Source organism: Sphingopyxis sp. OAS728, assembly GCF_014873485.1.
Taxonomy (GTDB): Bacteria; Pseudomonadota; Alphaproteobacteria; order Sphingomonadales; family Sphingomonadaceae; genus Sphingopyxis.
On the sequence record NZ_JADBDT010000001.1, the window covers coordinates 3,737,886 to 3,752,498 of the forward strand.

Consider the following 14,613-nt stretch of genomic DNA (forward strand, 5'->3'; position numbering starts at 1 on the left):
GCGGGGAGGGGACGATGATCACCACCAGCCGCCGCCAGCTTCTCGCAACCACGGGCCTTCTCGCGCTCGGCGGCGCGATCCCCGCCGGCTGTTCGCGTTCGGTTGCGGGCGGCGCCGCGCTCGCGCCCGGCAAGCCCAATCTCTTTATCGGCACCGGCGGCCACGGCCACACCTTCCCCGGCGCGTCGCTGCCGTTCGGGATGGCGCAGCTCAGCCCCGATACGAACACGCATGGCTGGGATGCCTGCTCGGGCTATCACCAGAAAGATGGCTCGATCATGGGGTTCAGCCACACGCACCTGTCGGGCACCGGCATCGGCGATATGCTCGATGTGCTGGTGGTGCCGACGCGGCGCGAGCTGAAGCTCGAACCCGGCACGATCGAAAAGCCCGGCGAGGGTTTTCGCCAGCGCTATTCGGACGAACATGCCGAGCCCGGCTATTACCGCGTGAAGCTCGAAACCGGCGTGCTCGCCGAGCTCACCGTCACCGAACGCTGCGGCCTGCACCGCTATCATTTCGGACAGGGCGCGGGCCATATCCTGATCGATTTCGCGCACGCGATCGAGGACGATTGGGACAAGGGCATCGTCGTCGAAAAGGCGTCGCTCGACCTTGGCGAAGACGGCACGCTGACCGGCAGCCGGCAGGTCAATCGCTGGGCGAAGGGCCGCCACATCCATTTTGCGATGCAAATGTCGCGCCGCCCCGACCGGGTGCAATTTTTCGGCGACGACGGCAAAGCCGCGCCCGACGGCGCCAAGTCGATCAAGGGCAACAGGCTCAAGGTCGCCTTCTTCTTCGACGAAGCGGGCGGCGATCCGATCCTGATCAAGACCGGCCTTTCGGCGGTCGCGGTGCAGGGTGCGCGCGACGCGCTCGCCGGCGAAGCGAAGGGCTGGGATTTCGACGGCGCGGTCAAGGCCGCGCGCGGCACCTGGGCCAAGGCGCTCGGCGGTGTCCGGGTGTCGGGCGGGACCGAGGCGCAGCGCGTCATCATGGCGAGCGCGCTCTATCATGCGCAGCTCGCGCCGACGCTGTTCACCGACCGCGACGGCCGCTATGTCGGGCTCGACCGCGAGGTGCACCGTGCCGAGAAGGGCGAGGAGGCGTTCAGCACCTATTCGCTGTGGGACACCTATCGCGCGCTCCATCCGCTGCTGACCTTGATCGATCCCGAGCGCGCCGCGCTGCTCGTCCGCGACATCTGCCGACAGACCGCGCAGAGCCCCGCCGGCCCGCTCGTCTGGCCGCTGCAGGGGGTCGAAACCGCGTGCATGATCGGCTGGCACGGCGTCTCGGTGCTCGCCGAGGCGCACGCCAAGGGGATCAAGGCCGATTATGCCGCCGCCTGGCCGAACATCCGCCGCCGCGCCTTCGACCGCGATTACAAGGATATCGACAGCACACTCGGCCGCGGCTTCTATTACGACCTCGGCTATATCCCGTGCGACGAGGTGTGGGAGTCGGTCAGCCGGACGCAGGAATATGCCTATGACGACTGGGCGATGGCGCATCTCGCCGATGCCGTCGGCGCCAAGGACGACGCCGCGGCGCTGCGCAAGCGCGCGCAAAATTATCGCGGCGTCATCGATCCCGAAACCCGCTTCGCGCGCCCACGCTTCAAGGACGGCAGCTGGTGGAAGGATTATGATCCCGTCCAGATCGGCCATAACGTCAAGAAATGGCGCGACTATACCGAGGCGAACGGCTGGCAGGCGACCTTCCTCAACCAGCATGACGTCTATGGCCTGATCGAGCATTTCGGCGGCGACGCGGAATTCGAGAAAAAGCTCGACGCGCTGTTCAACGCGCCCTCGACCCTGCCAGACAATGCGCCGCCCGACATTTCGGGGCTCGTCGGCCAATATGCGCATGGGAACGAGCCGAACCACCATGTCGCTTACATGTACGCCTATTGCGGCGCCCCCGCGAAGGCGCAGGCGATGGTCCGGCGGCTGCTCGTCGAAATGTACAGGAACGACCCCGATGGCGTGATCGGCAACGACGATTGCGGGCAGATGAGCGCCTGGTTCATCCTCTCGGCGCTCGGCTTCTATCCGGTCGATCCGGTGAGCGCGATCTACGTCTTCGGATCGCCGCTGTTCGACGTCGCCGAGGTCACGGTCGGCGCAGGCAAGACGCTGACCGTCCGTGCCGAGGGCAATGGCCCCGACCGGCCTTATGTCCAGTCGGTGCGCTGGAACGGCAAGCCGTGGAGCAAGAACTGGATCGCGCATTCCGACCTCATCGGCGGTGGCGAGCTCGTCTTCGAAATGGGCGCCAAACCGTCGCAGTTCGGGACGGCGAAGGCCGACCGACCCCCTTCCTTTGGCGCCAATTCCCGATAGAGCGGTTCGTAAATGTCAGATAAGATAGAAAAGATTGGAATTCTCCCCGTGAATTGGCGCGTATCGACGCAGCATGGCCGACGCCTTTCCTATTCGCGGGGGATGTACTGATGGGAGATGGCTCCGATAGCCCGCACCTGTTCGCCGGAGTCGAGCTCGGCGGCACCAAATGCGTCTGCATTCTCGCCGCCGGCCCCGACGACATTCGCGACCGGCAAGTGATCCCGACGACCGCGCCGTGGGAAACGCTGCCCGCGATCAAGGCGGTGCTCGACGGCTGGTGGGGAACGCACGGCTTTGCCGGTCTTGGCATCGCGTCCTTCGGTCCGATCAAGCTCAATCCCCGCGCCGCCGATTATGGACAGGTCGGCGCGACGAACAAACCCGATTGGGAGGGCGCCGACCTGCTCGGCCCGCTCAAGGCGGCCTTTCCCGTACCGATCGGGTTCGACACCGACGTCAACGGCGCGGCGCTTGCCGAAATCCGCTGGGGCAGCGGGCGCGGCCTCGACGATTTCGCTTATGTCACGGTCGGCACCGGCGTCGGCGTCGGGCTGATCGTCCACGGCAAGCCGACGCGCGGCTTCAGCCACAGCGAAATTGGCCACATTCTCGTCCCACGCCTCGCGAACGACGATATGGTCAGCGTCTGCCGCTTCCACGACGATTGTGTCGAAGGGCTGGCCTCGGGCACCGCTCTCAATGCGCGGCTGGGCGGGCGGGCGCTGGCGGACGTCGCCTCCGACGATCCGGTCTGGGAGCCGATCGTGCACACGCTGGCGTCGATGGTCCATTCGCTCGCCTGCACAACGGGCCCGATCCGTGTAGCGATGGGCGGCGGCGTGCTCGCCGGGCAGCCGCAATTGCTGCCGCGGATCAACGCAGAGGTCGAAGCGAGCCTCTCGGGCTATATGCAGATACCGGGCGACGGGGCCTATGTCACCGCGCCCGAACTCGGGACGATGGCGGGACCGCTCGGCGCGATCGCGCTGGCGATCGACGCAGTGGGGGCGCCGGCATGAGCAAGGCCGCGCTGTCGACCTTTTCGCAATTGGACAGCGCCCGGCCGTCGCGGCACAAGGGCGCGATGAAACGCTTCGCCACCGCTGCCGCGCTGCTCGCCCTCCTGCCGATCCAGTCCTTCGCCGAACAGCCCGCGCCCGATCCGCTGAGCTTCGTCGACCCGATGATCGGTACCGGTCCCGAAGGTCACACCTTCCCTGGCGCGACCGCGCCCTTCGGCATGGTCCAGCTGTCGCCCGACACCGACGCGACGTGCCAGATCCGCGACTGCTACGATCATGCCGCGGGCTACTCCTACCACGACCCATCGATCCAGGGGTTCAGTCACACGCACTTCTCGGGCGCGGGCCATTCGGACCTCGGCGACATCCTCGTCATGCCGCAGGTCGGCGAGGTCAAGCTCGATCCCGGCGATCCGAAGCAGCCCGGTTCGGGCTATCGTCAGCGGTTCAGCCATGACACCGAAAAGGCGAGCCCCGGCTATTATGCGGTGACGCTCGCGGATTCGGGCATCCGCGCCGAACTCACCGCGGGAACGCGCGTCGGCGTGCATCGCTACAGCTTCCCGGCGGGCAAGGACGCGCATCTGCTGCTCGACCTCCGTTCGTCGCTCTATGATTATCCGGGCAAGATCCTGTGGTCGGGCCTGCACCTCCGTCCCGACGGCACGCTCACCGGTTTCCGCGAGACGCGCGGCTGGGCACCGGGGCGCAAGCTATATTTCGCGATGCGCTTCTCGGCGCCGCTCAAGGGTCATGCCTTCCTCGATCGCGACGAGAAGGTCGCGTACAAGGGCTTCCAGGCCCCCGGCCGCGGCAGCGATGCGCTCGCCGAAAAGCTCGGCAAGGCGCTTGAGGCGAAGCTTGATTTCGGCGCGCTCACCGGCCCGCTCGAAGTTCGCGTCGCGCTGTCGGGCGTTGACGAGGCCGGTGCGATCGCCAATCTCGACGCTGAGAGCGCCGGTTTCGATGCCGTCCGCGCGCGCACCGAAGGCGAATGGCGCAAGGCGCTCGGCGCGCTTCAGATTGAGGCGCCCGCCCCGATGCGCACCAATCTCTACACCGCGCTTTACCACAGCCTGCTCGCGCCGAGCGTGTGGAGCGATGTCGACGGGCGCTATCGCGGCCCCGACGATCAGGTCCATGCCGCAAAGGAGTTTACCTTCCGCTCGACCTTTTCGCTCTGGGATACGTTCCGCGCGCAGCACCCGCTGCTGACGCTTGTCGCGCCCGATCAGACGAACACCGACATCGTCAAATCGCTCGTCGCGAGCCGCAAGGCGAGCCCGCACGGCATCCTTCCCGTGTGGCAGTTCCACGGCCGTGAGACCTGGACGATGATCGGCTATCACGCGGTCCCCGTCATCGCCGACGCCTATATGAAGGGCGTGGGCGATTTCGACGCGGCCGAAGCGTTGGATGCGATGGTCGCGAGCGCCGAATATGCCCCCTATGGCGGGCTCGGCGATTATATGAAGCTCGGCTATGTCGCGATCGATCGCGAGCCCGAAGCGGCGTCGAAGACGGTCGAATATGCCTATGACGACTGGACGATCGCGCGGATGGCCGAGAAGATGGGGCGCAAGGACATCGCCGACCGCTTCTACAAACGCGCGGGATACTGGCGGAACAGCTTCGACGCGAAGACCGGCTGGCTCCGCGCGCGCAAGGCCGACGGTAGCTTCCGCACCCCCTTCGATCCGACCGCGATCAACTATGGCTCGGACTATACCGAGGGCAACGCCTGGCAGTACAGCTGGTTCGTCCCGCAGGATCAGGCCGCGCTCTTCCGCATCCTCGGCGGCGACGCCAAGACCGTCGCGAAGCTCGACGCGATGTTCGACTATGACAACTCGAAGCTCGATTACAGCCACGCCGAGGATATCGCCGGGCTGATCGGCCAATATATCCATGGCAACGAGCCGAGCCACCATGTCGCCTATCTCTATGCCTATGCGGGTGCGCCGTGGCGGACGCAGGAGCGGCTGAAGCAGATCGTCGACAGCCAGTATAAGCCGACCCCCGATGGCCTGTCGGGCAACGACGATCTCGGGCAGATGTCGGCGTGGCTCGTCTTCACCGGGCTCGGTTTCTATCCGGTCGCGCCGGGGTCGAACCAATATGTGATCGGCCGGCCTTTCGTCGACCGCGCGGTGCTGAACCTGCCCGGCGGCAAGCGCTTCACGGTCGAGACGACGGGACTTTCCGACGCGAACCGCTATGTCGGCAAGGTCGAGCTCAATGGCAAGCCGCTGACGCGCAGCTGGATTTCGGACGCCGAGATCCGCGGCGGCGGCACGCTCCGCTTCACGATGCAAGCCAAGCCCGATACCGCATGGGGCAAGGCCGCAGGTGCGCGGCCCTATTCGCAATCGACCGAGCGTAGCGCGCGCTGATCGGGGTTTTTCTTTCCAGACCTTGATTCCCGATACCTTTCCCGGGCACGTTGAACTCTCAACGACCGGGTAGGGGACGAGCCATGGCCGCCGAAACAGCTCATGCCGCCGAAGCGGCGGCGCACGGGTTCGACCTGTTGCCGATCGTGATCCTGCTCGCGGCGGCGGTGGTCGCGGTGCCTCTGTTCAAGCGCCTCGGCTTGGGGTCGGTACTCGGTTATCTCGCCGCCGGTCTTGCGATCGGTCCATTCGGGCTCGCGCTCTTTTCGGACGCGCAGACAATCCTCCACGTCGCCGAGCTTGGCGTCGTCATGTTCCTCTTCATCATCGGGCTGGAAATGCAGCCGTCGCGGCTGTGGGCGATGCGCGGCGAGATTTTCGGGCTTGGCGCCGCGCAGGTCGGGGGTGCGATCGCGCTGCTCATCTGCGTCGGTCTCGCGCTTGGCTATCCCGTGGCGGCCAGCTTCGTCGCTGGCACCGGTTTCGTGCTGACCTCGACCGCGATCGTCATGCAGATGCTCGACGAACGGCGCGAGATGGGGCAGCCTAAGGGACGACGGATCATCGCGATCCTGCTGCTCGAGGATCTGGCGATCGTGCCATTGCTCGCGCTCACCGCCTTCCTCGCCCCGGGCGGCGAGGCGGTGTCGATGACCGATCGGCTGATCGCCATAGCTACCGGTCTCGGTGCGATCGTCGGCTTGATCCTTGCGGGCCGCTATCTGCTCGACCCCATGTTCCGACTGCTCGGACGGGCAAAGGCGCGCGAGGTGATGACCGCCGCCGCACTGCTCGTCGTTCTCGGCGCCGCGTTCGCGATGCAGACCGCCGGCCTCTCGATGGCGATGGGTGCCTTTCTTGCCGGCGTGCTGCTCTCCGAATCCTCGTTCCGCCATCAACTCGAGGCAGACGTCGAACCCTTCCGCGGAATATTGCTCGGGCTGTTCTTCCTCGGTGTCGGCATGGCGCTTGACCTCAATATCGTCGCCGCGAACGCTGGGCTGATCGCTATCTCGGTCACCGCATATATGGTGTTGAAGATGGTCGTCATCTATGCGGTCGCGCGTCTGTTCAGGAGCAGCAATTCCGAGGCGGTCGAGCGCGCCGTGCTGATGGCGCAAGGCGGCGAATTTGCTTTCGTCCTCTACGCTGCGGCGGCGAGCGTCGGGATCATTGATGCGGAAAGTAATGCGATCCTGACCGCGATCATCATCGTCTCGATGGTGCTGACCCCGGTCATGATCATCCTGCACGACCGCTTTATGCCGCGCGCCGAGGACAAGACCGACGATCTCGATGTCGCGGACGATCTCAGTGCCAGTATATTGATGATCGGTTTCGGGCGTTTCGGCCAGATCGTCAGCCAGCCACTCTTCGCCAATGGCTGCTCGATCTCGTTGATCGACACCGACACCATCGCGATCCGCGAGTCGATGGCCTTTGGATTCAAGATTTACTACGGCGACGGCACGCGGCTCGACATTCTGCACGCGGCGGGAGCGCACAGCGCCCGGATGATCATCGTAGCGACCGATGACCGCGAAACCACGCTCAAGATTGTGGAACTGGTGAAGGCGGAGTTCCCGCATACACCGCTGCTGGCGCGGGCGTTCGACCGCGAACATGCGATCGAACTGGTCCACGCCGACGTCGACTATCAGATACGTGAAACCTTCGAATCGGCACTGGTGATGGCCGAAGAGGCGCTGCGACGGCTCGACGTCGATGCGGATGCGATCGGCGATATTCTGGACGAAACGCGGCGGCGCGATCAGGAGCGGTTCGACATCGAAATCTGTGATGGCGTCTATGCAAGCCGCCATTTGATCCAGGGCAATGTTCCCGTCGAGGACCGCGATCAATATATTGTGAAACCCACCGAGACTCGGTGACCTTTATCCCCCGCCCGCCGCGCTCGGCAGCCGCGACGGGGGATGAGGTTTGCTGTGCACAAAAAGAACATTAAGGGAACAAAACTGTTTCGTCAACAGGTTTCTCAAGGTTTTTCATCGATCTCCCCGTGCGGTTGACGTGAACGTCAATCGGGACCAATGCATAGCAAGCGAAGGAAAGGGATGATGATGGCGGAGCAACCGAAGTTCGACCTGACGGGACGCGTCGCACTGGTGACGGGGGCGTCCTCGGGCCTCGGTGCGGGCTTTGCCAAGGCGTTGGCCGCATCGGGCGCCAAGGTCGTGCTCGCCGCGCGCCGAAGCGATAAGCTCGCCGAGCAGGTTGCCGCAATCGAAGCTGCGGGTGGGCAGGCGATCGCCGTCAGCATGGACGTCACCGACGAGGCATCGACGATCGCCGCCTATGATGCCGCCGAGGCCGCCTTCGGGACCGTCGACACGATCGTCGCCAACGCCGGGGTCGCGACCGAGAAGATGGCGATGGGCCTGTCGGTCGACGACGTCGATTTCCTGCTCGCCGCCAATGTCCGCGGCGTCTTCCTGACCGCGACCGAGGGCGCGAAGCGGCTCGACAAGGCGGGCAGCCGCGAAAAGCAGCATGGCCGCATTGTCCTGATCGGCTCGATCACTGCCGAGAAGGTCTTTCCCGCCACCTCGGTTTATGGGGCGACCAAGGCGGCGGTGCGCCACCTCGGCAAGGCGCTGGCGCGCGAATGGGCGCGGCGCGGGATCAGCGTCAATGTGATCCAGCCTGGCTATTTCGAATCCGAAATGACCGCCGAACTCTTCGAAAGCGATACCGGCGCCGCGATGGTGAAGAGCTTCCCGCGCCAGCGTATGCGCCCCGCCACCGATCTCCACGCCCCGCTGCTGATGCTCTGCTCCGACGCCGCGCTCGGCATCACGGGCAGCGTGATCACCGTCGACGACGGGCAGACGCTGTGAGCGAGCTGCTGGTCGAGGCGCGCGGCGCGGTCGAGATCGCGACGCTCAACCGGCCCGAAAGGCTCAACGCGTTAAACGAGGGGCTGGTCGACGAACTCAATGCCTATTTCGGCGGACTAGCGGATCGCCCCGAGGTCCGCGTCGTCCTCCTGCGCGGCGCGGGGCGCGGTTTCTGCGCCGGGCTCGACATCCAGGAGGACCGGTCGAGCGACGAGACCCCGGTCCTGCGTACGCTCCGCACGCAAACCAGCATCGGCAATATCTACCGCAAGATGCGCGCCTGTCCGCAGCCGATCATCGCGCTAGGCCATGGCGCCGCATGCGGCGGCGGCTTGTCGCTGCTGCTCGCATCCGACGTGCGTTATGCCTCGCCTTCGTTCAAGGCGAACGCCGCCTATATCCGCATCGGCCTCGGCGGCTGCGACATGGCGTCGAGCTATTTCCTGCCGCGTCTCGTCGGCGCCAGCCTCGCGTCCGAGATGATCCTGACCGGCCGCTTCATCGACGCCGAGCGCGCGCGGCGCGCGGGCCTCGTCAGCGAGATCGTCGATGAGGATGCGTTGCTGACCCGCGGTCTCGCGCTTGCCGACGAAATGCTCGCGACCTCGCCCTATGGCCTACGCCTCTCGAAACAGGCGCTAAACCTCAACATCGACGCGCAAAGTCTCGACGCCGCGATGGCGATCGAGGACCGCCAGCAGGTGATTCTCTCGGCGACCGAAGACCATCGCGAAGCGCTCGCCGCCTTCCTCGAAAAGCGCGCTCCCGACTATCGCGAACGATAAGGTTAAAGGGCGCTCATCACCCCCATTGACTCGGCAATATATTGACATAGTAAGTGTCACATCCCGAGGGGGTGGGAGTGATGGCAGTGCGCAGGAGGACCACTAAATGCCGGGTCGCTTAGGCGGGTCCCGGCGTGCTGCCATCATCATAATCGGTGCTCTGCTCGCGATAGCACCGGCGCAGGCGCAACCGAAAAAAATAGCGCCAAAACAACCGAATATCGTGATCCTGCTCGCCGACGACTGGGGCTTTTCCGACGTCGGTTCCTTCGGCTCCGAAATCGCGACGCCGAACATCGACGCGCTCGCGCACGCGGGGATGCGCTTCTCGAACTTCCATGTCGCGGGGTCCTGCTCGCCGACGCGCGCGATGCTCCAGACGGGGGTGATGAATCACCGCAACGGCCTCGGCAATATGCCCGAGACGATCCCCGACCAGCATCGCGGCAAGCCCGGTTACGACACGGTGATGAACCTGCGCGTCGTCACGATCGCGCAGCTTCTGAAGGCCGCGGGCTATCGCACCTATCTCACCGGCAAATGGCATCTTGGCAGCGACCCCAAGCGTCTGCCGCACGCGCGCGGTTACGACCGCGCCTACAGCCTCGCCGATGCCGGCGCCGACAATTTCGAACAGCGCCCGATCGAGGGCATGTACGACACCGCCGCATGGACCGAGAATGGCAAGCCCGCGACCTTGCCGAAGGATTATTATAGCTCGCATTTCGTCGTGCAGCGGATGATCGATTATATCGAGGCCGACCGCAAAAGCGGCAAACCCTTCCTCGCCTCGATCAACTTCCTCGCGAACCATATCCCGGTGCAGGCGCCCGACAGCGACATCGCGCGCTATTCGGCGATGTACAAGGAGGGGTGGACCGCGCTCCGCGCCGCGCGGGCCAAGCGCGCGGCGGCACTCGGTATCGTGCCTGTGGGCGTGCCGATCGTGACAATGGCGACGACGCCCGACTGGAAAAAGCTCGACGCCGACGAACGCGCCGCCGCGATCCGCGTGATGCAGGCCTATGGCGGCATGGCGACCGCGATGGACCGCGAGGTCGGCCGCCTCGTCGCGCATCTTAAGGCCACGGGCGACTACGAGAATACGATCTTCGTCTTCCTCTCGGACAATGGCGCCGAGCCGACCAATCCGTTCGGCAGCCTGCGCAACCGGCTGTTCCTCGATATGCAATATGACCTCGCGACTGCCAACATCGGCCGGCGTGGCAGCTTCGCCGCGATCGGGCCGGGCTGGGCGAGCGCGGCGGTATCGCCCCTGTCGGGGTACAAGTTCAGCGCGACCGAAGGCGGGCTGCGCGTCCCGCTCATCATCGCCTGGCCGGGGAATGCGAATATCCGCGCCGGCGGCATCAGCAACGGCCTCGCACATGTCACCGACATCTTGCCGACGCTGACCGAACTCGCAGGCGTGCCCGGTCATGGCGGATCATGGCAGGGCAAAGCCGTCGAGCCCGTGACCGGCCTCAGCCTCGTGCCCGTACTGAAGGGCGGGGCGGGCAGCGTCCATGGCGACGCGCCGCTTGGTTACGAACTGTCGGGCAATGCGGCGCTGTTCCGCGGCGACTACAAGCTGGTGCGCAATCTCGCGCCGACCGGCGATGGCAAATGGCGGCTCTACGACCTCAAGGCCGACCCCGGTGAGACGCGCGACCTTGCCGCAGCAGAGCCCGATCGCTTCGCCGCGATGATCGCCGACTATCGCGCTTATGCGAAGGCAAACGGCGTGCTCGACATGCCTGCAGGCTACACCGCCGATGAACAGATCAACGCCTATGCCTTCGAACATCAGGGCAAGCCGCGCCTGATCCGCCTCGGCCTGTGGGTTGGCGGCATCGTCGCGCTACTGTCAATCCTCGCTTGGAACTGGCGCCGCCGGCGCCGCGCGCGCCGTGTCGATCAGGCGAAAACCGATATGGTCGGTGCCTAGGTTGCGTTCCTGGAACTGGCGCGCGGCGGGGCGATATCGCGCGCAATAATTGGCGGCGCACAGGAAACTGCCGCCTTTGATCACATTGCTCTCGCCGCCGGCCTTGCTTGTCGTCCATTCCCACACATTGCCGATCAGGTCGTGGACGCCGTGCCGGTCGGCCGGAAAGCAGGCGACCGGCGCGCGGCCAACGAAACCATCCGTGCCGAGATCGCGCGCCGGAAAGGCGCCCTGGTAGTAATTGGCGAGCGGCTTGCCCGCCTTGTCGACCGGCACATTGCGGTCGGCGCCGCCGGTCGCTGCGGCGAGTTCCCACTGTTCTTCGCTCGGCAGCGCCTTGCCCTTCCATTTGGCATAGGCGAGCGCGTCGTCATAACCGACCTGCACAACGGGGTCACGACCGCGTCCGTCGATATTCGTCTCGGGGCCCGCAGGGTGCCGCCACTCGGCGCCGACGACCCAGCGCCACCAGTTCGGATTGCCGTCGGTCGGGGCGGTGAAGACGGCGGAGCCCGGAATCAGCATCTCGGGCGGCGCGCCGGGCAGCTTCGGCGGGTCCTGCTCGGCGAGCGTCTTATACCCCGTCGCCTTCACAAATTCGGCGAATTCGGCGTTGGTGACCTCGTGCGTCGACATCCAGAAGCCCGCGACGGTGGCGTCGCGCTCCGGACCTTCCTCGGGCAAGTGGGCATCGGCACCCATCGCGAAGGTCGCACCGGGGATCCACACATAATCTTGCGCAGGGATCGCGGCGCATTCGGGCGCCTTCGCTTCGGCGGTGGGCGCATCCTTCGCCTCGCCGCACGCCGTGAGGGCGCCGAACATGGCCAGCGACAGCAGGGCCGTGGTCTCGCGCATCAATCCTGTTCGACGCTCGTCGCCAGCACCGCTTCGACCATCTGCCCCATCACCGCGCCCGCCTCCTCGGCGGGCAGGCTCTGGTCGTGGCGCAGCGTGCGCCAGGTGTGGAATGACAGCGTGGCGCACAATGCCTCGACGCCGATCCGGTCGGCCCGGACATGGCCCGGAAGCAAGCAAAGGATCAACTCGCGCTCGAACATCACGACGCGGCTATATTGCGCCATCAGGAAGGGCGACTGGTACCGCTTGATGTTGGCGGCAAGGCGGAAGGGCAGGGTGGTCTCGAACAGGCGGATGCGGCGCCGGAGTAGTTCGCGAATGTTGTCGCGCCACGGCTGTTCGGGATAAGGTGCCATGACGATCGGCGCGACGCGCTCGGTAATCGTCGCCGTGATCTCGGCATATAGCGCGTCCATATCGTCGAAATGGCGGAATACGGTGCGGAGGCCGATGCCCGCTTCCTCGGCCACGCGCGCGGCGCTCGGCGACAGGTCGCCGGCAATGATCAGCTCCATCATCGCCTCGACAATACGCTTGTGGCTCGACCGCCCGCGTTCGCGGCGGCCGTCGACCCGATCGGGTTCGACCTGTGGCGCGCTTATCTTCTTCACCGCTGTCGTCATCGCCTCTCTGCTGGCCCGACTTGGCGCCGGGGTCAAACAATCTTGCGTATCGGCCAATATAGTGACACACATAGTGTCAATAGTTTCGGAGCAAGCCGACAGCATGGGATGGGGGCCGAAGATGAAGAAAAGATGGGTGGCTCTATGCGTGCTGGCTGCTGCGGGGGCGGGGGGATATTGGGCGTTCGAGGCGAATAAATATAAGCTTCCAGGCATCATCCAGGACTGGAAGGACCCCGTGCAGCCGAACCGTCCGGTCGCATGGCAGCAGGGACCGGCGCAGGCGCCTGCCATCCCGCCGGGGAGCAAGCGTCCGCCGAACATCATCCTGATCGTCGCCGATGATCTCGGGTACAACGACATCAGCCTGAATGGCGGCGGTGTCGCGGGCGGGATCGTCAAGACACCGAACATCGACGCAATCGCGCGCGAGGGCGTCAATTTCACCACCGCCTATGCCGCCAACGCGACCTGCTCGCCGTCGCGCGCGGCGATGATGACGGGGCGCTACCCGACGCGCTTCGGCTTCGAATATACCGCGGTGCCGGTGCAATTCGCCGAAAGCGTTTCGCACGGCGAGGGGGTGGGGCCGCACAAGGCTATCTTTCACAAGGAGCTGATTACCCCCGACGTCCCCGACTATCCCGACATGGGCGTCCCCGCCAAGGAAGTGACGATTGCCGAGACGGTGAAAGCCGCGGGTTATCACACGCTCCACATCGGCAAATGGCATCTGGGCGAGGCTCCGGCGCTCCAGCCGCACGCGCAGGGCTTCGACGAAAGCCTCGCCGTGCTCGGCGGCGCGGCGATGTTCCTGCCCGAGGATGATCCCGATGCAGTGAATGCGAAGCTGCCGTGGGACCGCATCGACCATTTCATCTGGGCCAATTTGCGCCATGCGGTGACCTTCAACGGCAGCAAGCGCTTCCATCCCAAGGGCCATATGACCGACTATTTTGCCGATCAGGCGATCGCGGCGATCGAGGCGAACCGGAACCGGCCCTTCTTCATGTATCTCGCTTTCAATGCGCCGCATACGCCGTTCCAGGCGACGAAGGCGGATTATGCCAAGCTGCCGCAGATCAAGGATCACAAGACGCGCGTCTACGGCGCGATGATCGCGCAGCTCGACCGGCGCATCGGCGATGTGATGACGAAGCTCAAAGAGCTCGGGATCGACGACAACACGCTCGTCATCTTTACCAGCGACAATGGCGGTGCCTGGTACACGGGTATCAATGATCTGAATGCGCCCTATCGCGGATGGAAGGCGACGTTCTTCGAAGGCGGGATCCGTACTCCTTTCTTCATGCGCTGGCCGGGACATCTCGCGCCAGGATCGACGCGCGCCGACGTAACCGGGCATATCGATCTCTTCTCGACCATCGCCGCCGCCGCGGGGGCCAAGGTGCCGGCCGACCGGATCGTCGACAGCGAGGATATATTGGCGGGCCCCGCAAAGCGGACGGCACTTTACTGGCGGTCGGGCGATTATCGCGTCGTGCGCGCGGGTGACTGGAAGCTGCAGGTAACGAAACGGCCCGAGAAGGTGCGCCTGTACAATCTCGCGGTCGATCCGACCGAACGGCACGACCTGTCAGCAAGCGAGCCGCAGCGCGTCGCGCAATTGCGTGCGATGATCGACGCGCAGAACAAGGGCATGGCAAAGCCGATCTGGCCCGGGCTGGTCGAAGCACCCGTACGGATCGACGTGCCCCAGAATGCGCCGTGGAAGGACGGGCAGGATTATATCTACTGGACGAACTGAC

At 65.1% G+C, this 14,613-nt stretch carries 10 protein-coding genes; 8 read left to right on the forward strand and 2 right to left on the reverse strand.

The features are described 5' to 3' along the window. Positions 1 to 14 precede the first annotated feature (14 nt). From GGC65_RS17735 to GGC65_RS17765, 7 genes are all read left to right on the forward strand, one after another. On the forward strand, positions 15 to 2,351 hold the full coding sequence (locus GGC65_RS17735) for a GH92 family glycosyl hydrolase (RefSeq protein WP_192648364.1): 2,337 nt from the start codon (positions 15 to 17) through the stop codon (positions 2,349 to 2,351). A 110-nt stretch (positions 2,352 to 2,461) separates the two neighbouring features. Then, complete coding sequence (locus GGC65_RS17740) at positions 2,462 to 3,373, forward strand: ROK family protein (RefSeq protein WP_192648365.1); 912 nt, start codon at positions 2,462 to 2,464, stop codon at positions 3,371 to 3,373. A 65-nt stretch (positions 3,374 to 3,438) separates the two neighbouring features. Next, complete coding sequence (locus tag GGC65_RS17745) at positions 3,439 to 5,769, forward strand: GH92 family glycosyl hydrolase (RefSeq protein WP_192649608.1); 2,331 nt, start codon at positions 3,439 to 3,441, stop codon at positions 5,767 to 5,769. A gap of 83 nt (positions 5,770 to 5,852) precedes the next feature. Then, the gene (locus tag GGC65_RS17750; protein WP_192648366.1) at positions 5,853 to 7,661 is read left to right on the forward strand and encodes a monovalent cation:proton antiporter-2 (CPA2) family protein; all 1,809 of its coding nucleotides are present in this window, start codon (positions 5,853 to 5,855) and stop codon (positions 7,659 to 7,661) included. 189 nt (positions 7,662 to 7,850) lie between these two features. Continuing rightward, on the forward strand, positions 7,851 to 8,627 hold the full coding sequence (locus GGC65_RS17755) for an SDR family NAD(P)-dependent oxidoreductase (protein WP_192649609.1): 777 nt from the start codon (positions 7,851 to 7,853) through the stop codon (positions 8,625 to 8,627). Continuing rightward, positions 8,624 to 9,412, forward strand: coding sequence for an enoyl-CoA hydratase/isomerase family protein (locus GGC65_RS17760; protein WP_192648367.1), 789 nt, complete (start codon positions 8,624 to 8,626; stop codon positions 9,410 to 9,412). Before GGC65_RS17755 ends, GGC65_RS17760 begins: the two co-directional genes overlap by 4 nt. A 223-nt stretch (positions 9,413 to 9,635) precedes the next feature. Next, positions 9,636 to 11,360: an arylsulfatase gene (locus GGC65_RS17765; protein WP_318780185.1), complete on the forward strand. Its 1,725-nt coding sequence runs from the start codon at positions 9,636 to 9,638 to the stop codon at positions 11,358 to 11,360. On the opposite strand, the gene GGC65_RS17770 is transcribed toward GGC65_RS17765, so the two are convergent. Further along, positions 11,280 to 12,218: a formylglycine-generating enzyme family protein gene (locus GGC65_RS17770; RefSeq protein WP_192648369.1), complete on the reverse strand. Its 939-nt coding sequence runs from the start codon at positions 12,216 to 12,218 to the stop codon at positions 11,280 to 11,282. The genes GGC65_RS17765 and GGC65_RS17770 overlap by 81 nt on opposite strands. Further along, on the reverse strand, positions 12,218 to 12,844 hold the full coding sequence (locus GGC65_RS17775) for a TetR/AcrR family transcriptional regulator (protein ID WP_192648370.1): 627 nt from the start codon (positions 12,842 to 12,844) through the stop codon (positions 12,218 to 12,220). The genes GGC65_RS17770 and GGC65_RS17775 overlap by 1 nt, the downstream gene beginning before the upstream one ends. A gap of 121 nt (positions 12,845 to 12,965) precedes the next feature. Between GGC65_RS17775 and GGC65_RS17780 the strand changes: the two genes are divergently transcribed. Beyond that, positions 12,966 to 14,612 carry a sulfatase-like hydrolase/transferase gene (locus GGC65_RS17780; protein WP_192648371.1) on the forward strand — a complete coding sequence of 549 codons (1,647 nt, stop codon included), beginning with the start codon at positions 12,966 to 12,968 and terminating at the stop codon, positions 14,610 to 14,612. Position 14,613 lies beyond the last annotated feature (1 nt).